Origin of the sequence: Motiliproteus sp. SC1-56, assembly GCF_017309075.1 — a bacterium.
In the GTDB taxonomy this organism is placed as follows: domain Bacteria; phylum Pseudomonadota; class Gammaproteobacteria; order Pseudomonadales; family Balneatricaceae; genus Motiliproteus.
Genome location: NZ_JAEMGS010000012.1, coordinates 89483 through 109103, shown reverse-complemented (window position 1 = coordinate 109103; position 19621 = coordinate 89483). Strand labels below are relative to the sequence as shown.

Genomic DNA, 19621 nt, shown 5'->3' with positions numbered 1-19621 from the left:
CCACAACCAACTGATCAGACAAACCGAAAGACACCTGAAGACAACAGCCCCCAGCTAAGCCCCAAGAGCGGCCCGCTCACTCTTTGAGAAGCTGGGCGAAGAGCGCCTCGTTAAATTCGATATCCGCTTCGTCGCGCAGCCGTTGCTTCAACTCAGCCCAGGCCGCCTCCCGCCGCTCGCGCAACAGCAGTCCCCGGGCTCGCGCTTCGACCGAGCCAAACGACATCTGCTGCGCCTCCTTCTTATCCAACAGCTTGACGATGGCAACCCCTTCCAAAACCCGTACTGGATCGGAAACCTGACCCACCTTTGCCAGAGAGACCACTGTCTCCTGGATTTCATTGCCCAGCATCCCTTCGTGAAGGTACCCCATGTCCCCGCCATTGGCGGCGGTGGGGTCATCTGAGACTTCCTCGGCCAGCTCGCCAAAATCCCCGCCCTGGCGCAGCGCCTCAACCAGCGCGGCCGCCTCCTGCTCCGCAGCCTGCCATGCAGCGCTCCCTTCCCAGGGCGCTACGGCTTTAAGAATCAGCCCCACCCGGTACTGGGGCGGCTGTTCGAACAAGGAGAGGTTGCTGGCATAAAATTCACGCACCTCCTCTTCGGCGACGGTGACGGCACTCTCCACCGCCTCCTGCAGGGCCAAAATGGAAGCTCGCGCATCAAGGTCAGCCTTGATCTTTGGCACCATCTCAGCCCACTGCTCCGGCTCGCCCTGAAAACGGCGTTCAGCCGCCACCAGCCGCTGCACCACGTAGTCCCCGTCCGGCACCACGCCCCGACGGTCCGCCTCGTGAGCGAGTAATTCCTGATCAATCAGCTCATCCACCAGCTCGCGGTAGAACGCCTCCCGCTCACCCTCCGGCGGCGTAAAGTGATAAAAGCGACGGCGACTTTCCCGCGCCGCCAGTTGGCTGAACGCCTCTGCCGAAACTTCAAAGTCCCCCACCTGCAGCAGTATCGCTTCGGGCTCGGCCACAGCCGCAGCACTGAAGCCCGACATAATCCAAAAAAGAGCGCCCACCAAAAAAGAAGAGAGCGCCTTGCTTCGCCACCAGCCTGTCATTGATTGATCCTCTGCCAATTCCTAGCCCGGAAGGATACTAACAAAAAAAAGCCAGGCGAGCGCCTGGCTTTTCCCTTGCCTGCCGTTACTTGTTGTGACAAGTCAGGCAGATATCGCTGTTGGCGTTGCTCTTACGCAGGAAGTCAGTGGTGGTTCCGTCCGCAAGACTGTCAGCCGAAGTCGCGATACCCGTGTCGTAGTTGCTGGCAGTGTTGTGCGGATCGTGACAGCTACCACACTCTACGTAAGGCATGTCTGCCCCGGCGACATCTGAACGGTTATAAAGACGGATTTCGTCCTTATCGATACGGTTGTTGCTGTCGTCGTCAAAGTACCAGTACTGGGTGCTGTTTTTAAGCGCGGATTTCATCGGATTGAAGTCCGGGTCCACAAAGTCACTGTAGGTTTGCTCCCCGCCCGCCGGGAGTGCAGTCGTCCCCCTACCGCCGGCGTACTCGATACTGATCGGGTGATCGTTCTTCAGCTGGGCGCTATCGGCCCCGATCGCGGCGATGGAGTTCAGGCCGCCACTGGTCATAGCAGCAATGGTGCCGCTGGGGTTATAGGTACCGCCCCCCAGATCCTGACCCGGGGCGTTGATCACTACGTCCATGGCCTGGGAGCCGTCGTGACAAGAGAGACAGGCCAGAGAGACCGAACCGACGACCGCTTCCGAACCATCCAGGGTGGAGGTGCTCAGAGCGCTGTAACGACCGGACTCGCCCCCGCCATAGTTTCTACCCGCAATGTCGAAACTCTTGTTCCACAAAGGCGCCCCGACAAAGGAGGCGTCCGCGGCGTGCGGGGTGTGGCAGAAGGCGCAGATTTCTACGTTGCTACCGCCGGCACCTTGGGCCGCGCCGCTGGGAGTGAAGTCGTGTTGGCTGCCGGCGATGCCGGCAACGGCGGCCTGTGAACCCAGGGCCAGCATACCTGCTGCCATTGAGCCGACCAGCCATTTGCTCTTGAAAGTGTTCATAATCGAATCCTCGTTTCCTTTTAGTTGCACCGACTCACGGCGTCTGCCCTTTAGAATGCAGGGTGCGTGCCAAAAAACAAAACAGAGCTATAACAACGAGTTGAGAGAGAATAGAGAAGAAAAAGCGGGAGGAGTTCTCAGTTCTGGGAAAGCCACTTCTAAAAAGTGGGAAGCCCCCGCTGCGGGGGCTTCCGGTCACCCTAATCCAGGGAAGAGATGCGGGCCAGGCCGCCGAAGCTGCCGACCCAGAAGGTGCCGTCAGGTTGGGTCGCCATGGAGAACACCTGGGGCGAGTAGAGGCCGTCCTCGGGGGAGTAGATGGCAAAACCATCGTCCTGCATTTTCGCCAGGCCGTGGCTGGTGCCTACCCAGAGTTGGCCTCCGCGATCTTCGTGGAGCATAAAGATATGGTTGGAAGGCAGGCCGTCCGCCTCGGTGTAAACTTTCCAGGCCTCACCGTCGAAACGACTCAGCCCCCCGCCCCAGGTGCCGGCCCAGACATTTCCGTCCTTATCCACCTCGAGCGAGACGATGTAGTTGGGGTTATAGGCGGTCGTCACATGCTCCAGCCCCTGCTCCACCTTCTGCCGCGCGTGATGCTCGGAAAACTGCGCAGGGTCGCGGTCAAATTTGTTGTCCGCTTTGACCAGCTCGTAGGGCGCGCCGAGTCCCTCGGCGTGGGTCCAGTGCTGCCAGGAGCCGTCGGCGTAGTCATAGCGGGCCAAGCCGCCCTCGGTGGCAAGCCAGACCTCGCCGCTCTTACCTTCGGCCAGGGCGTAAACCCAGTCGTTGGGCAGACCGCCGCCGGTATTCTCTACGGTATAAACCTCCCAGGCATCCGCCTGGTCCAGCGCACCGCCGACGACCCGGTTAACCCCGGTCCAGGTAGCGATCCAGACATCGCCGTTGGGCATTTCGAGGGCGTCATACACAAAGGCATCGCCGAGCCCGTCCGGCACGTTGTAGTTCTGCCAGTCGCCGGTGCGGGGGTCAAGAAGTGAGAGCCCGCCCCCGTAGGTCCCCACTGCGATGGCATCGTTAATGGCGCTAACGTGGAAAACGCCGTTGGCCAACAGGCCGTTTTTCACGCTGTAATGCTGGTAATCATTCAGATTGGTGTCGTAGCGCACCAGTCCGCCTGAAGTGCCTACCCAGACAATGCCGTCATCTGCAGCGTAGATCGATTTGACGTTACGCTGCCCCACGCGAAAGTGGGTGAATTTGGAAGCGGGCGCTTCCGCCGCCGGCGCCTGTGGGGCGACCAGGCTCTCGGGAGAAACCGCCGCGGGAGCGGCGGCCGTCGGTGCTGGCGCCTGCTGCTGCGTCTGCTGCTTTTGGGGAGTCTCGTAACTCGCCATCATTATCGCGGCCACCGCTAAGCCGCCCACGACGACGCCGATTGTTCCTGATGCTTTCCAATCCATAACTCTCTACCTTGTTTCTAAAACGGATCTCGTTGTCACTCAGTGGAAGGGGGTGGTGCGCTCACCGACCCGAACAACCCCTCCCCGGGTCCCCGCCCAGATATCGCCGTTAGGCGCCTCGACAAGGGCATAAACGTCGAGATTTTTCAGCCCGTGAGCCCTGTTGTAGGTTTGCCATTCCTTGCCGTCGTAACGGGACAGCCCCTGGTTGGTACCAAACCAGAACACGCCGTCCCGAGCCTGCAAACTGCTGTAAACGATATTGCCCGCCAGGCCGTCCTCCGTGGTCAGGTTGTGCCAGTTTTCCCCGTCAAAACGGCTTACGCCACCACCCCAGGTGCCGGCCCAGATGTGGTTGTTGTCATCCACGGTAATGGTGAACACATAGTTCGGGTTGTACGTTGCCTGGCCGCCCTGCAACACACCCAGGTCGTGACGGTTGCGGGTGCCAAGACCGGTGTTGGTGCTGAACGGCAAGGCCCCCTTGTTCTCCGCCCCCATTCCGTCCTCGTGGGTCCAGGACTGCCAAGCCTCTCCGTCAAACATGGATACGCCGCCTTCGGTACCAAACCATACCCGCCCTTGTGCATCCACGCCCAACCCGTAAACCCACTCGTTGATCAGCTCGGTGACGTAGGTGGTGAACTCTTCGGTCTTCCGGTTCACCTGATTGGCCCCGGCCCAGGTGCCGATCCACAGGGAGTCGTCATGACCGTTAGCGAAGGAGTAAACCCAGTAGTCGGCGAGTCCGTGCATGGGGAAAAAAGTTTTCCACTCACCGTCCTTATAGCGGCTTACCCCTCCGGCGTTGGTACCGAACCACTTGTAACCATCCGGGTCGATACCGATGGCAAACACATATTCGTTGGCCAAACCGTGATCGCGGGTAAAGGTGTTCAGCACCGCGTGGTTTCCAAGGTCAATTTCGTGCACCCCGGATGACGTGCCGACCCAAAGCCGCCCGCGTTCAGACTCGACCGCCAGGGAGCGTACGTACACAGTGTCGCCGACGCCAAACACATCCAGCACCTGGTCCTCGACCACCTCGCCCATAGTGGACGCGGCGCCCTGCTGCGCCACCTGGTCCGGTCCGGGTGGAGGGCCACCGGCCGACTCATCCTCACCCGAGCAGCCCCACAGAAAAAGCGCGGTTAACACCAGCGTCAAAAGCCTCATAGTTTTTACCTAAAAACCCTTAAATAAGTCACCACGTCAAAGAGGTGAGCGTCCTTGATAATACCGGCAAAAGAGGGGCAGCCCCCTTTTCCCCGGCGAATGTGATTCTCCAGCTGGCGGTCTGAGGTCAGCAACCCCTGCTGTTTGCGAAAGTTAGGCGCCATAGGGTGCACACCACGACCGTCGGTACCGTGGCAGTTTGCACAGTGGCGCTGGTAGAGCTTCTCACCGTTACTCAGGTCTACGGCGAATGCCGAGCCCGAGAAAAACAATCCTAGCAAAAGGCCTGTGATCAGGCTTCGGGCTGCGATAACGCTCCCTCCTTCTGCTGCTCCCACTTCTCAGCCTGCTGCAGATCGACCGGCAGTCCCAGCTCCCCCTTGCGGTAAGCATCGGCAAGCCGATCCATGGCGGGAGAAAAGCCCTGTTCCGCCGCTCGCGTGTATAAGCGAACGGCCAGCGCGATGTCCTGCTCGTAAGGCACGTTTCCGGCCTCTGCCTGCGCCGCTCGCAAATGCAGGGCCGGGGCATAGTTTTCGCTCACCAGGGCATCCAGTAATGGAATCGCCTCCTCCGCCGGGCGCTGGACTTCCGGATCCCGCGCGAGCAGCAGCTTGACCATCTCCAAGCGGGCTTTCGGCGCGCCGGTTGCCACCGCCTTGTCGAGCCATGCCAGCCCCTGCTCGTAGTAGGTGCCATCGATCAGCATGGACGAGGCGACCAGCATGGCATCCAGGTGCCCCTGCTCGGCTGCCTGCTCCAGAATACGAATCCCCCCGAAAAAATCGCCACGCCGAGCCCGCTCCATCCCCTTCTCAAAGATCGCCTGCGGACTATCTTGAGATGCAGCGGCGACATTAACCTGCGGCGAAGCCTCATCCGAGGCATCGCTCCCCTGGCCCTGTCCAAACGCGGTGGAACACAAAACAGCAAGTACAATTGGTAAATATTGCTTCATAGTCATTAGCCCCCGTCGTACCTAAAAACGCGTCAAGCACTCTCCTCGAGCTTGCGATACAGGCTGGAGAGCCCCAACCCAAGCGCCTTTGCCGCCTTGCGCCGGTCCCCCCCCTGCTCGTCGATGGTTTTCTTGATCACCTCGATTTCAAACTGGCGCACTTGCTCCCGCAGCGTCTCGTCATTTACGGCACTACTGCCCTGGCCACGTACAGGCTTGAGCAGCTGTTGCGGCAGATCGGTGACCTGAATTTCATTGTCGTCCACCAGGATCAACGCGCGGGCGATCACATTCTCCAGCTCTCGAATGTTGCCGGGCCAATTATACGCACAGAGCAGCTCGCGAGCATCGGGATCAATGCCTAACTCATTGCCCATACCAAGCTTTTTCGCCTCACGCTGGAGAAAAAAATCGAGCAGCGCGGAGATATCCTCCTTACGCTCGCGCAGCGGCGGCAGCTCGATATTGAAGATATTCAGGCGAAAGAAGAGATCCTCCCGAAACTCACCGGACTCAACCATCTTGTCCAGGTCACGGTTGGTGGCGGCCACCAGCCGCACGTCCACGGGCACCATTTTTTCGGAACCGACCGGCCTCACCTCATTCTGTTCCAGCACGTGCAGCAGCTTGACCTGCAGACTCAGCGGCAGCTCGCCGATCTCGTCCAGAAACAAGGTGCCGCCGTCAGCCTCCTGAAACAGCCCCTTTTTGGTCTTGGTGGCGCCGGTGAAAGCGCCCTTGGTATGACCGAAAAACTCGCTCTCCAGCAAATTTTCAGGAATCGCACCGCAGTTGACGGGGATAAAGGGGGCATCGCCGCGCAGGCTGGCCTGGTGAATGGCACGGGCGGTCACCCCCTTGCCGGTGCCGCTCTCACCGGTAATCAGCACCGTGCTGTCCGTCACCGCCACCTTGGCCACCAGCCGTTCGATACGCTGCATGGCCGGGGAGTCCATGGTGCACTGGGTGCCCTCGAGCCCCAGCACCAGGCGGCGCAGGGTCTGGTTCTCTGACTTGAGGCCAATCATGGCCGCCAGTTGCGACAGACGGTTGAGCACGTCCTCGTTGCGCAACGGCTTGATCATGTAGTCGTAAGCCCCGCAGCGCATGGCGTCGATGGCCGTGTTCACCGACGCGTAGGCGGTCATCACCAGAAAGGCGGTCTCAATTCCCGCCGCCTTGGCCTTGCTCACCACTTCGATCCCGGTCATGTCCGGCATGCGAATGTCGCAGATGGCGACGTCAATCGACTCTTTTTCGAGCACCTCCAGTGCCTGGGTACCGTTCTCCGCCAGCTGGACCTTGTGCCCCGCCTTGGAAACGGCATTGCCGAGGATCTGGCGCAAAGCCGGCTCGTCATCGATGATCAAGACATTCAAAAAGCGCATGGCCACCCCTAGCTAAAGCTCAACGGCTCGTACTCGAAGAAAATTCGCACTTCAGTCCCCACGCCCCGCTGGGATTCCATCTCCATCGCCCCCCGGTGCTCGGCGATCAGCTTTTCACAAATGGAGAGCCCGAGCCCCGTCCCCTTGCCCTTGGGCTTGGTGGTATAAAAGGCGTCAAAGATATGGGTCATCGTCTCTTCGTCAATTCCCATGCCATTATCACTTACCGAAACCAGTATAACCCCCTCGGCCAAGTGACGGGTTCTAATCTCCACCCGGGGCCGCGCCCCCATGCCGGGCTCAAAGGCATCGGAGGCATTTACCAGCAGATTCATAAAGACCTGGGTGAGCTGGTCGGCAATCCCTTCCATCGCCGGCAGGCTGGGATCCAGATCCAGATCCAGTTGAATCTCCCGCCAGCGCTTGTCATAAGAGAGCAGGCGGGCGGCCCCCTCGAGAATGGCATTGAGGCTCAGCGGTCCACGCTCATTCTGGTGGGGCGAGGCAAAACCTGAAATTTCGTGGCTGATGGTACGGATGCGGTCGGTCTGCTCCAACACCATCTCCAGGCTGGCCCGGGCCGAGGCGTCAAGTTGCGGCTGTTCGCGGTCCCGGTCATCGTCCAGCACCTGCTCCAGCAGACCTCGAATGGCCGCCAGAGGGTTGCCCACCTCGTGCAGTATTCCGGCAACCAGCAAGCCGATCTGGGCCATTTTCTCCTGCTGGAAATATTGCATCCGCAAGCTGTCCAGCTCCCGCTCCGCCACCTTGCGCTCGGTGATTTCACGGATGGTCAACAGCAACCGGGACTGAACCTGCATTTTCAAACGGCAGTAGGTCACTTCGACCGGGAAGTCCTCACCGTTGCGCCGCACCCCCACCAGTTCACGGCGCTCGTATTCAACACCACTTTTTTCCAGCCGCGCGAAAACCTCTCCGTAGTCCTGATCCGTGATCTGGTAATCGGAGGGAAGCAAATCCTCCACGGTGCGTCCTTTTAGCTCGCTGGGCCGAAAACCAAAAAGGTTCTCGGCGCGCGCGTTGCAGCTAAGGATCAGCCCGTCGAGGTCCAGGGTGAGCATCGCGTCCGAACTGCTGTCGAGCAGACTGTCCAAGAACGCCTGCTTGCGCTTGAGATCGGTAAGCATCTGCAACTGCTTACCGATAACCCCACGGGAATAAAAGTAGAGCGCGGCCAGCAGCAACAGGAAAACGCCGGCCAAGTAGGCCATATGACGGGCAAAACGTCCGTAATCCGCCTGCAATCGCTCCGCGGGGGTCAGGGCAATCATCTTCCATTCGGCGATCAGGCCCAGGCTTACCGGATCTCGCAAGGCCACCGGCTCCGTGAGCAACAGCCCGATATCTGCCTCCAACTGCGCATTTTGGCTCAGACGCTCCCAGCTCGGGGCCGTCGCGCCAGCAGCCAGAGCGGGGACAACCGCCCGTTGCCAGTCGACCGCACCCGCCACTACGAACATCCGCTCAACGGCATGGCGCGCAATCCCGGCTTCTGCGGAGAGCGATGCCAGGGAAAAGCTCAGTCCCCATACCGGCGCGACGCGCCCCTGACTGGCCAGCCCCGGCCAGAACACCTGAACCTGCGCGCCCTCAAGCGAACCGGGATTGATCAAGCGCACTGCAAGTTGACGTACGCCCCGTCCACCGGCCGCGGCAAAAAGGACGCCACCCTCTGCCCGGGCATCAACGCCCACCTCACCTTGAACAGCTGGCTCGGCGCAGGCACGCTCGATAGCCGTTCCGCTGTCGGGGTAGTAGACACCAAAGCGTGCGTAGTGGGGCTGGTTGTCACACATCAGCTGCAACCGCGACTCCAGAGCCCGGGGCGAGGCGTTTGGCGCCCGCTCTGAAAGCAGCCGCAAGTCCGCCACACTCTGCGCCACCTGCTGTTCAAGCAAGAGCCTGCGCAGCTGGAGATGCTGCCGCTGGTCGTGGTGCAGCATGTTTCGGCGCATCTCCACGTCCATGTGGTAAATGAAAAAGCTGACCATCCCCACCAGTAAAAGCAGCAGCACCGCCACCAGCCAGGAGAGCGGGTTAGCGCGAAAATGACTGCGCAGCTCTAGCAGCGAGCGCTTCAGGGCAACAGCGGCGCTCATGACAGAACAGCCTTTTCAGCGTTGTCGATCTCAGCGCCCACACCCGGATTCAACGGTAAAAAAACCTCAACGCGGGTCCCTTCTCCCTGCGAAGAGTCAACCTGGATGTAACCGCCATGGGCGGTCACAATCGACGAGCACAGCAGCAGCCCCAATCCGGAGCCTTTTCCTTCCTTGGTGGTGTAAAAGGCGTCGAAGATACGACCTTGCTCCTCGGGGGAGATTCCGACCCCGTTATCCACCACACGCAACCAGACGCCCTCCTCTCCAGCCTGGGTCTCGATTCTGACTTCTGCTGGCGAAGCCTCGCCGGCCTCGGTGGCTTCAAAGGCATTGAGTACAAGGTTCATTATCAGCTGGGAAAGCTGATCCGAGGCTCCAACGATTGCCGGCAACTGGGGGTCGAGGCGATCCGTGAGGCCAATGCCATACCAACGCTCGTCGTAACGGAGAATATTTTCCACGCTGCTCACCACCTCGTTCAGGTCCAACAGCTCGTAGCGGTCTCGCTGGGGCCGGTTAAAGGCAGCCAGATCCTCAGAAATTCGGCGCAGGCGATTGGTATATTCGATGATGTAGTCCAGGTTTTGATGTACGGCCTCGGGGTCGTCAAGCTGTTGCCGGGCCTCCTCGGCCAGCCCCAGTATGGCCGCCACCGGGTTGCCCACCTCATGGACGACACCTGCCGCCAGATGGCCGATGGTGCCCATTTTGTCCATGTGGAACTGCTTCTGCCGCTCGATCTCCAGCTCCTGCTCGCGCAGCCGCAAGTCATCGGCCATGTCGTTAACCCCATGGATCAGCCCCCCCAGTTCGTCACTACGGGAAGTTTCAAGGGGCGTGCCGCGAAAGCCTTTGACCACCTGCCCGACACGGCTGTGAAGCTGCAGCAGCTCCCGTGTCAGACGACCGAAAAAGAGCGCCACGATAATCCCCAGGACCAGCAGCCCGGCACCGCCGAAAAATAAAGAGACCATCGCGACCCGGTCACTGTGAGCCAAGTAGGCATCGAGGGCATCTTCGCGTCGCTGTCGATTTTGCGCCATCAGCGCATCGAGACGGCGCTTGTTCTCCGCCAGGGAAACGCGCAGCGCCCCCAGGTGCTGCGGGGTCGGCTGTACCACCGCTTCGGCCAGCTGCTTGGCGATATCGCGAAAGGAGGGGGCACGATCCGGGTAGAGTTCGGACAAGCGGCTGTACTTCTGCTGCAGCTGGGTGAAGTGGCGGTGCACGCGGGTGAGCACCTCGTCACGCCCGCCGGGGTCCACCATCATGAAGAGATCCGTGATGGCCGAGAATGCGGCCAGATCCGCTTCGACGATCACCGTCTCCTGCTCGCGAATCAGCTCAAGGGCTTCAAGCTCGCGAATCAGGCTGGCTTTCTCGCTGAATACGTAGACGGTGAGCACCAGGCAGTAGATAAAAAGCAATGCCAGAAAGACCAGGCTCTTGCCTTTCAATGAACGCCAAAAAGGAATTTCGCGATTTTCGCGCTGCCTCGCCTCAGCCACCCGCCAGGCCCCCAGGCAGGATGCTTTCCAGGAAATCTGCATCGGACCAGTCACGGATACCGGTCACACGCCTATGGAGACGACCGTCGCTATCAATAATCAACGTCTCGGGCAGCACCTCGACACCCAAACGCGCCTTTGCCATCTTCATATTCGGATCGCGAAACTCCGCAAAATCAATTCCATATTTCAGTAAAAACTCTTTAACCAGATTTAGATCGCGATCCACGCTGATCCCCGCCACCTTATAGCGCTCAGGGTCCAGCTGCTCGCTGAGCGCCTGCAGGGCCGGCATCTCCTCACGACAGGGGGCACACCAGGTAGCCCAGAGGTTAATGATCAACACCCGCCCTTTCCAATGCTGCAGCGGCACCGACGTGCCGTCCAGCCGGGTCAGTTCCAACCCCTGCAGGTCAACCTGATCCTCCGCCCGCGGCGCCTCGTTCGGCGAGCAGCCGAGCAGCATCATCAAGACAACGGCAAAGCAGCAGCCAAAAGCGTTCTTAATCATCGTTCAGGACGCGGGTTTAACCGGATGAAAAGCCCGGGAAATATAGCTGATGATGGCCTGAATTTGGGCATCACTCAAGACATCCTTCCAGGCCGGCATGGAAGTATCCTTCACACCGTCGCGAATAACCTGTGCCAGACGCTCACGGTCTACCGCCTCCATGAAGCGCTCGTCGGTCAGATCCCGAGGGTGTTGATCCAGGAAACTGCCAATCCAGTTTTTCCCCGTCCCATCCGCGCCATGACAAAAGGCACAGTTGTCCTGGAACAACACCTCACCTTCTCGCTCCTCGGTGGTGAGGCCCTCGAGCGCCTTCGGCGTATCATGCTTTACATAAACGCTAGCCGACGTCACACCGTCAAACTGTGAGTAGGAGAAATTGTTGCGCGGGTAGGAGATAGCCCGCAGCTCCCAGATCGGCCCCTCATCCTCAACCCGAGATCGATCATGGCAACTAATACAGGAGGTGACGAAGAGCCTCAGCCCCTTGCGCTGCAGTTCGCTCAAGCGCTCCTGGGGCGCATCCAACGCCAGTTCACCGGTAGCAAAGGGAAAGGCGATTCGATAACGCTCATGGTTCGGCCAACCGTTCTCCGGGGTGTGATAGCGGGTATTCACCCGGCCCTCCACCATAAACTCGCGACGCACGAAATCCACCACCGTCGCGATCTCGTCAGCATTCAGGTAGTGGGTAAAGCTCTTCATCCCTGTCCCGGGTACGCCGTCAGTGACGGCCTTTATCATGCGGGACCGGGTCAGCTCGTCCGGGCTGGCGGCGGTGAAATCCACCGGCATAGGATCCATATAGGTCGCAGCCAGCGTCTTGGCGTCGCCGGAATAGCCATGACAGTAGTAGCAGCGATAATTGTATAACGCCCTTCCCGCCTCGTGACGTGACTCAGACTCTCCCGCCAGCTCCTGTTCGGCCCATAGCAAAGGGGGCTGAAAAAACAGCCCCCACCCAAGGAGAAAACTCCCAAAATACCGGGACAACTGCACTTTCATTACTTACTGCGACTCCGCCTCCGGGTTGATAAAGGCAGTGTACACATACTCGGCGATGTGACCGATCTCCTGCTCAGTCATCACCTTGTTCCAGGCGGGCATCTCGGAGCCCAGCTCACCCTTGGAAATCACTTCGTAAAGGTGTGGCCGGCTGTATTTGGCTCTTGCCGCGGGGTGGCTGAAATCCCTGGGCTTGGGAAAGATGAAGTAAGCACGAGGCCCCTTACCATCCCCCTTAGTTCCGTGACAGGCGGTGCAATTGTCCTCGTACAGGGTTTCCCCGACCTGCGCGTTACCCTCCAATCCGTAGGGCAGCGGGTCATCGAGATTTTCAAGGCCGTGCGCGTCATGATCATGCCCACCGTCGCCAGCGCCGTGGTCATCATGACCTCCGTGGCCGTTTGCGTCCTGCGCCACCGCCTCGGCCTGCTTGTCATTGACCCCCATAATGGCTAGGCGCACATAATCGACCACCGCCTCGATCTGCTCATCGTTCAACCGCTTCCCCCAAGCGCTCATGGCTGTCTGCGGGCGACCGTAAGTCACTGAAAAAATCATCCGCTTGCGGCTGAGCTCCTCAATTTTTCGGGGGTCGGTGAAGTTAGCCGGCGGCGGTGTCAGCCCGCTCTGCGCCCAGACCGCCGTCTGCCCCTGGTCGCCATGACAGACCGAACAATACTCGGCGAAGATTTTTCGGCCCTCCGCCAGCTTCTCGCGCGAGACGGCGGGCATAAAGCGATTGCGGACATAGTCAACGACCGATTCGATCTCGGCATCGCTCAAGCGCTTGCCCCACCCCGCCATGGCCGTTCCCGGCCGGCCATGCTTCACGGACTCAACCATCCGCTCCCGGGTCAAGGTCAACGCGCTATCCAGCGAGGTAAAATCACGGGGCGGAGGCGTCAGACCGCCACTGGCCCGGCTCTTACCGTCTCCCGCGTCTCCGTGGCATACCGAGCAGTACTCCAGATAGAGGCGCTCGGCGTCGACGTCAGGCGCCTCACCTGCGCCATGCCCACCATGGCCGCCATGACCGGCCATGGACTCATGCCCGGCGGCAGCGTGGCCATGATCATGTTCTTCTGCCGCCATCAGCAACCCACTCAAGGCCATCAAGCCCGACACGGCGGCGGCGGCAAAAAATTTCTCAATTCGATTTTTTTTCATAGAATCCACGTAGATAACTGAGCCATGGCGGCATCAATATTAGCAGAACTGGATCACCTTTTGATATCCTGTCGCCGCTGTTAAAATGACCGCTGAAAGCATGGACGACTTTGGCCGAGAAACCAATATGATAACCAATACCCTGAACACCATCTCGCGGCTGACAACCTGTATGACCCTCGTACTGCTGTTTGGTTGCTCCGCCCCGCAAAAAGTAGAAAAGCCCATCATTCCCTTTCCCAAGCCGCCGGACGAGGCCCGTTTCTACTTCCAGGACCTGATCTATACCAGCGCCGACATCATTCCCGAAGATGAAGACGCGCGTATGTCCCGGGTACTCGCGGGTGCCGCGCGCACAGGTGAAGGGTTCATGAAACCCTACGATGTCAGCGCCCACAAAGGGCGAATTTTTGTCTCGGACACCAACAAACGCCAGATATATCTTATTGACCGGCGCGAGGGTAAGTTCACAACTTTTCCGGAAGAGGGCCCTTTCGCCTTCAAAAAGCCCATGGGGCTGGACAACGATGGACAAGGCAATCTGTATGTCATTGATACCGTCAAAGAGTCAATTGCCATCTTCGATCGCGATGGAGTCTTTCTACGAGAGATCGCAAAACCGGACAGCTTCCACCGCGCGACCGGTATCGCCGTCAACAGCGAAGGCACCCGGGCCTATGTTGTAAATACAGGAGGCGTTGACAGCGAAGAACACAACATAAAGGTTATTGATCTCAACTCCGGTGAGCTTCTCTATACCATCGGCAAGCGTGGAACAGCCGAGGGGCAGTTCAACCTCCCTAAGGATGTCGCGATAGGCCAAAATGGCCGATTGTACGTGGTCGACAGTGGAAATTTTCGAGTCAGTATTCTGGAGCCCGATGGAACTCACGTAAAAAGCTTTGGCGAGCTGGGGGTCGAGTTTGGCCGCTTCGCACGCCCGAAGGGCATTGCTCTAGATCCGGACAACAACATCTACGTCATGGACTCCAATTTCGGTAACTTCCAAATCTTCAACCAGGAAGGCCAACTGCTAATGTTCATCGGTGAGCGGGGGGGGGTCAACGTGTCGGCGAGTTACATGCTTCCGGCCGGAATTGAAGTCGACGAAGACGGTCGCGTTTACGTCGTCGATCAGTTCTTCCGCAAGGTAGAGGTCTACCGACCCGCCTCCGTGGCCGAATACGAAGGCTATTTCGCAGACCCCTCGTTGGCGCCGGAAAAGAAAGCGAACTGAACGAAGGTCACTTAACTTTCGACCGGGCTGCCAGACAAACTGACGGCCAAGGTCAAACTATTAAAAATAGAAACCGCGTCGGGCGAGATAATCCCGGGCATCGTTAACCGACGGTGAGAAAGGATAAATTTCCTGCAGCCGGTTCAGAAGCGCCCGGGTCTCGGAGATACGCCCCAGCTCATACAGCGCCACAGCCACGTCAGCCATGACAACGGGGGAGGGCACCTGCTCCAGGTAGGCCCTGCCCCATGTCACATAGTCAGCCAAAAGCCCCCTGTCCCCACTTCGGAGTCCAGTGCGCAGTTGTGCCTGCTTCTCCAAAAATCCGGCGCGGCGGTTAAAAAAGGGATTGCCTTTCGCAAACCGGACAAGCTCCATCGGTGTGGCCTGAAAGAAGGTCGCTTGGGTTATGTAATAGTTGGCCAGCATCGTGTGACTCAGTACTGCACTACCAAACACCGGAACCGATACCGCCAGCACCAGAGAACCCACTTTTCCCGAAAAACCGAGCTCAAACACCTGCCCCCTGTCATGCCCCCTGACCAGAATCACCAGCAGGAAAACCAACAGGACGAGGTGCAAGTGGGATATATAGAAAGGCTTTTCCACCTGGGTGTGAAGAACCACTGGTGAGAGTATTGCTAACCAACGAAGCCCTTCGCGCCATCCAAGCGAGGCCAGGAGCCTTACCACACCGTAAGCGATCAAGCCCAGAAAAAGAAATAACACCACGCCCCCCTCGACCGCCCATAGCAGCAGCTCGTTGTGAGGGTGAGTGAGGCGCTTTTCGACATGAGCCGCATGCGGGTTCTTGGCATGGTATTCAGGTTTGTAATCCTGCCAAACCCGCTCGAAATTTCCTATCCCGTGACCAAGCCAGGGCTTTTGAAGAAACAGATCAAAGCTGGAGTCGTAAATCGTTTTCCTTACATCCCCCCTACCAAGGGTATCGGCCTGAACAACAGCATTGAACTTGGAAACGGCCCGCCCAATACCTCCTCCGTCGTTGAACGTCACGCTCGCCAGCATGGCGAGCGAGAACGCCAGTAGCAACGGAATCAGCGTTCTAGGATGCCGCAAGCGCGGAGAAGAAAGAAAAAAACAAAGCACACCCAGGAATACCGCCAGCAGCCCTATCCGGGAGCCCGACATCAAAACAACGGAAAGGTTGAGACAAAGGAGAAAAGCCAATACTGCACCCAGCCACCCCCTTGGTTTAGCGAGAAGGTACAGGCAGCCCATGACCCCGGTTGCCGTGTAGGTCGCAGCCAAGTTCTGCTGTTGAAAAATGCCACGGGGAACATCCGGCGAGACCGGAATAAACAAAGGCACCCCTTCGCCCAACAACAGCTGGAGCCAGCAATATATCGCCTGCAAGGAAGCAGAGCAGACGACAATCAAGATCAATAAATCCGCCTTTCGTTCATCAATGTCAAACTGGCAAAGAGCCCAATAGAGCAAAAGGCCGGAAAAAATCGTCAAGAGCCTGAAGGCCCAAGTCTCCATTACAGGCTTTTCTCCTATCAGCCCAAGGACCAGCACCGCCAAGCCAAAAAGCGCGAAGGAGAGAAACAGCGGCGGAAAGGTGATCCGGCCATTATGAGCGGCCACCAGCAGGGAAGCACCTGCTAAAAAGGCGGCAAACAGCCAGGTAAGCGCGTTAAATGGCAGATAGAACCCCCCTTCACCGAGATTGACATGGTAGAAAGAGGGGGCGACCAGAAACATCACACCGGTCAAAAACAGGAATGTTTTGTCGAGGCGGGCGCGGTTTACTTCGCGAGTAAAAAACGGCATCAGGATTTACCCACACCCATTGGGAGCGGCTGCATCCACACCAAGGTAGCAGAAATTACCACCAGCGCGGTCCCGACCCGGCATGCTCGATACTGTGACAGCGCTCACAGTTATTGGGTGAAAAGGCAACCTTCCCGTGACAAACGCCGCAATCTCTCCCCTGATAGATGCTGGCCATGCTGATATCGCTCTGCCCGAAACGGGCGGGAAAAATCTGATCATGGCAGTTCTCGCAGGCCAGCCACATGCTGTGCAGCTTATGCGGAAAGCGCACGTGGGGCATGGTGGCGGTCTCTTTGAAGATCAGGTCCTGATCCCAGACCACCATTTCAGCCGCACCATCCCTTGATGCCCGAGGCTTGATCACGCCATCGATCAACGCCTTGGCCCAGTCTTCCTCGCCGCGGCCATCCCGCGGCAGCGTACCGGTGACATCATCAGGGTGCTGAAGCAACTCAAGATCCGGATTTGCCGGGTCATGGATGCCGTCATCCCAGCGCGCCGCCGCGCTTTCGGTCGCTGCCTCACGCTTCTTCGACGTGGGAATCAGGCTGCCGCTGACCAGCCTCAGATGGTAACTCACCCCCACCTTCAGGTGGGCGCTGGTTTCGCCGGTCTTGAAGTCCACCTGCCAGGCGTAATCGGGACCCTCGCTGAACTCGCTGGCGCTCCAGAACCCCCAGGCGGGGGCGTTAGGGAACACCTCGAGGTTGATGGCCGGGTTTTCACAATGGCGATCAATCAGGGTGCGCAACTCCTGGATCGTCGGCAGCCGCCACTCCTTCAGCTCCTCTTTATTCGTCACCCCGGCGATCGGCGTGCTGTAGCCTGTCCATCCCGGTCGCTTGTGATCCATGTTGGCGACATAGTCCAACGCGCCCTGCCAGCTGAACCATGAACGCAACTGCTTAATGGAGGTATCGTTACAGGTGCCATCAGCCCAGGTCTGCCCGACTGCACAGCGGGTCCAGACCAGGCCGGTGACACGGTCCGTCACGGTGGCGTCATCATGGATGATGAAGCGCTTGGTGGGGGTATTACCGAGACGTTCCGGGTCACAGGTCTGCGCCGAGGCGACAGCGCTCATGGCCAGCAAAGTAACGCCCAAAACACAGTTATATTTTTGACGCATACAAGGTACAACTCGGAACTGCATCAAGCGTCTCCCCTTCCTTCTTCCGACTCTTGCGGGGACGCCGGATCGCCGCTTGATACGGCCTCCTGACGGTGCAGGCGCAACTGCTCCCCCCATTCCCAGATCGCAGATCGCGCCCGGGTAATAAACACGCTGTCCTCGGTGGAAAGATGGATAAAACTGCGCATGGCACCGAGGGCGGCCTCAAGGTCTCCCAGCGCCTCGTAGCTCTGGGCGGCCCCATAGTAGGCGTTTGCCTGGGAAGGATAAAGGTCAATCGCGCGGTGAAAGTCCACCAACGCCAACTCATGCTCACTCTCGACCGCCCTGGCGTAGCCCCGGTTGACGTACGCCTCGCTCATACGGGGGGCCAGTTTCAACACCTGGTCAAAGAGGGTTACCGCTTGCTGGGTGTCCCCTTTTCTCAGCATCGCCACACCATGCTCAAAGAGAATATCCACCTGCTCCCGACGGGCGCTAAGAGCATGATCGCCGAGCGTTGCCACGGTGGCTGGCCGCGATTCCTGCAAACGCCAGTCGTTGCTTTTTGCAAGCGGCTGCGAGGGCGTTTCCCGTTTTTCACGCCCATGGGGCGGAGCCAGCGCCGGCGACGCCAAAGGCACGACACCCTCTTTATCCACCGTGGTCAGCGACCAGTCACCCGGCAGCAGGCCGATGAGCGCGCCTGCCACCGCTACAAAGAGCAGAGCCGCCGCCAAGACCAGCGGCCGACGATCACCCTTGTGAGCTTTTACAGGCATGAGACTCCACAACCTCTCTTGCAGGCACCAGGGGCATCGTATACGTAGCAGCCGCGAGCCCGGGCTTTTTTCTCAAAGATCGGAATATTATTCCTATAAACAGGAAACTTCCCGCCAGCGCCACTGCAGCGCCGGCCCCCAGCAACAGCATGGGAAGCACCTGCAAGTCCAGACCGGCCGAGTGTGCCGCGACCTCCTTGCGGGCATGGCCCGCCGCGCCGCCCCAACCCAGACCGGCGACCAGCAATACCAGGCCGCACCCATAGAGCCAAAGTTGCCGCTTAAGCCAGGCAGACTCGGGCAGGCGCAACCCAAGGGGGCGCTGAAAATGGTAGATGGCCCCCATTAATCCCAGGTTAAGAGCGCCGGTCATGGCATGATAATGGGCCGGTACAAGCAGGTTATCGGCCCGGATCAGCGCCCCTGCAATCAACCCCAGGACAAATATCGCCAATGCCAGCAACAGTGCCAGCCCCTGGGGGGCCTGCCTGATGTACCCCTGCCGCCAGCGGCTAACCAGAAACAGGGCTGTGGCGGGGAATGCCAGCCAGCTCAGGTAGCGCATCAACCCGGTAAACCCCTCCCGATAAGCACTCTGATCCGGCGCATAACTGAAGGCCAGAAAAAGCCCCGCAATCAGGTTGAGGCAGAGAATCCCCGCCGCAATCCGGGCGGCGGCAGAACGCGGCTCCCGCTCACCCGCGATGACCACCAGGCAACACACCAACAGGCCGACATTGAAGGCCTGCATCATGTGCCCGCCCCCCCAGAGCGCAAGCTCCAGGCGGTGTGCGGTCAGTCCCAGCGCCTCGGTTTGAAGTACGCCTCTCACCCAGATAACGAGGCTGACCAGCACCAACAACCAGAGAACCCCCAGCAGCAGCCGCCGCCACGGGGGGGCGGATAGCTGCGCCCCCTTGAATCGAAGCACGGCGCCAAGCCCCCCCAGCCAGGCCGCGAGAAACACACCCGCGCTGGACAGGAACAGCGGTGACTCAAGCACCGGCAGGTAGTTGTTCAAAAGCGCACGGGAACTATCCAGCCAGGGGGTAATCACCATAGCTAGAGTGGCCACGACGGCCGCCAGAAAGCAGCCGCCATGCCAACGCGAAGGCGGCGCCGGCAGCCAGAGGTGGCAGAGCATCGCCGCGGCCGATAAGACCCACACATAGATCGCCAGATCCACATGCAGCACCAAGGCGGTACCAAAGAGCGCGTCAGGTGCTGCAATCAGCCTGGAAATACCCGGCAGGCGGGCCGCGACCAGCACCAGGGCCAGGACATTGGAGAGCAGGAGTGCCACCAGCCCCAACTGGAGCCAGCCACGGGCAAGTAAAGCGCTTTCTGGATGAAACTTTGTGGTCACTTGGGTGCGGGTACCGGTGG

Annotated in this window: 17 protein-coding genes; 1 reads left to right on the top strand and 16 read right to left on the bottom strand. The window is 59.3% G+C overall.

Annotated elements, in window-relative coordinates; all coding sequences use genetic code 11:
- Positions 1 to 76: 76 nt before the first annotated feature.
- The 12 genes from JGZ97_RS13990 to JGZ97_RS13935 form a co-directional block, all read right to left on the bottom strand.
- Positions 77 to 1066: a peptidylprolyl isomerase gene (locus tag JGZ97_RS13990; RefSeq protein ID WP_207063267.1), complete on the bottom strand. Its 990-nt coding sequence runs from the start codon at positions 1064 to 1066 to the stop codon at positions 77 to 79.
- Positions 1067 to 1151: 85 nt separating this feature from the next.
- Positions 1152 to 2045: a hypothetical protein gene (locus JGZ97_RS13985; protein ID WP_207063266.1), complete on the bottom strand. Its 894-nt coding sequence runs from the start codon at positions 2043 to 2045 to the stop codon at positions 1152 to 1154.
- A gap of 200 nt (positions 2046 to 2245) precedes the next feature.
- Positions 2246 to 3406 carry a two-component regulator propeller domain-containing protein gene (locus JGZ97_RS13980; protein WP_207063265.1) on the bottom strand — a complete coding sequence of 387 codons (1161 nt, stop codon included), beginning with the start codon at positions 3404 to 3406 and terminating at the stop codon, positions 2246 to 2248.
- Between the two features lie 102 nt (positions 3407 to 3508).
- Positions 3509 to 4645: a two-component regulator propeller domain-containing protein gene (locus tag JGZ97_RS13975; protein WP_207063264.1), complete on the bottom strand. Its 1137-nt coding sequence runs from the start codon at positions 4643 to 4645 to the stop codon at positions 3509 to 3511.
- A 5-nt stretch (positions 4646 to 4650) separates the two neighbouring features.
- Positions 4651 to 4983 carry a cytochrome c gene (locus JGZ97_RS18540; RefSeq protein WP_370584071.1) on the bottom strand — a complete coding sequence of 111 codons (333 nt, stop codon included), beginning with the start codon at positions 4981 to 4983 and terminating at the stop codon, positions 4651 to 4653.
- Positions 4938 to 5453, bottom strand: a complete 516-nt coding sequence (locus tag JGZ97_RS13965) for a hypothetical protein (protein ID WP_242521780.1) — start codon at positions 5451 to 5453, stop codon at positions 4938 to 4940. The genes JGZ97_RS18540 and JGZ97_RS13965 overlap by 46 nt, the downstream gene beginning before the upstream one ends.
- A gap of 182 nt (positions 5454 to 5635) precedes the next feature.
- Positions 5636 to 6991: a sigma-54 dependent transcriptional regulator gene (locus tag JGZ97_RS13960; protein WP_207063262.1), complete on the bottom strand. Its 1356-nt coding sequence runs from the start codon at positions 6989 to 6991 to the stop codon at positions 5636 to 5638.
- A gap of 8 nt (positions 6992 to 6999) precedes the next feature.
- Positions 7000 to 9111, bottom strand: a complete 2112-nt coding sequence (locus JGZ97_RS13955) for a nitrogen regulation protein NR(II) (protein WP_207063261.1) — start codon at positions 9109 to 9111, stop codon at positions 7000 to 7002.
- Positions 9108 to 10664 carry a sensor histidine kinase gene (locus tag JGZ97_RS13950; protein WP_207063260.1) on the bottom strand — a complete coding sequence of 519 codons (1557 nt, stop codon included), beginning with the start codon at positions 10662 to 10664 and terminating at the stop codon, positions 9108 to 9110. Before JGZ97_RS13950 ends, JGZ97_RS13955 begins: the two co-directional genes overlap by 4 nt.
- Positions 10615 to 11091 (bottom strand): TlpA disulfide reductase family protein, encoded by a 477-nt coding sequence (locus tag JGZ97_RS13945; protein ID WP_207063259.1) that lies wholly within the window; start codon positions 11089 to 11091, stop codon positions 10615 to 10617. Before JGZ97_RS13945 ends, JGZ97_RS13950 begins: the two co-directional genes overlap by 50 nt.
- 45 nt (positions 11092 to 11136) lie before the next feature.
- The gene (locus JGZ97_RS13940) at positions 11137 to 12138 is read right to left on the bottom strand and encodes a cytochrome c (RefSeq protein ID WP_207063258.1); all 1002 of its coding nucleotides are present in this window, start codon (positions 12136 to 12138) and stop codon (positions 11137 to 11139) included.
- A gap of 3 nt (positions 12139 to 12141) precedes the next feature.
- Positions 12142 to 13305, bottom strand: coding sequence for a c-type cytochrome (locus JGZ97_RS13935; protein ID WP_207063257.1), 1164 nt, complete (start codon positions 13303 to 13305; stop codon positions 12142 to 12144).
- Between the two features lie 85 nt (positions 13306 to 13390).
- Between JGZ97_RS13935 and JGZ97_RS13930 the strand changes: the two genes are divergently transcribed.
- Positions 13391 to 14542, top strand: a complete 1152-nt coding sequence (locus tag JGZ97_RS13930; RefSeq protein ID WP_207063256.1) for a hypothetical protein — start codon at positions 13391 to 13393, stop codon at positions 14540 to 14542.
- Between the two features lie 60 nt (positions 14543 to 14602).
- On the opposite strand, the gene JGZ97_RS13925 is transcribed toward JGZ97_RS13930, so the two are convergent.
- The 4 genes from JGZ97_RS13925 to JGZ97_RS13910 all read right to left on the bottom strand — a co-directional run bounded on the left by JGZ97_RS13925 (position 14603) and on the right by JGZ97_RS13910 (position 19601).
- Positions 14603 to 16339 carry a PglL family O-oligosaccharyltransferase gene (locus JGZ97_RS13925; protein ID WP_207063255.1) on the bottom strand — a complete coding sequence of 579 codons (1737 nt, stop codon included), beginning with the start codon at positions 16337 to 16339 and terminating at the stop codon, positions 14603 to 14605.
- 55 nt (positions 16340 to 16394) lie between these two features.
- Positions 16395 to 17426, bottom strand: a complete 1032-nt coding sequence (locus JGZ97_RS13920) for a DUF1566 domain-containing protein (RefSeq protein WP_207063254.1) — start codon at positions 17424 to 17426, stop codon at positions 16395 to 16397.
- Positions 17427 to 17494: 68 nt separating this feature from the next.
- Positions 17495 to 18235 (bottom strand): tetratricopeptide repeat protein, encoded by a 741-nt coding sequence (locus tag JGZ97_RS13915; RefSeq protein WP_207063253.1) that lies wholly within the window; start codon positions 18233 to 18235, stop codon positions 17495 to 17497.
- The gene (locus JGZ97_RS13910; RefSeq protein WP_207063252.1) at positions 18210 to 19601 is read right to left on the bottom strand and encodes a hypothetical protein; all 1392 of its coding nucleotides are present in this window, start codon (positions 19599 to 19601) and stop codon (positions 18210 to 18212) included. Before JGZ97_RS13910 ends, JGZ97_RS13915 begins: the two co-directional genes overlap by 26 nt.
- Positions 19602 to 19621 lie beyond the last annotated feature (20 nt).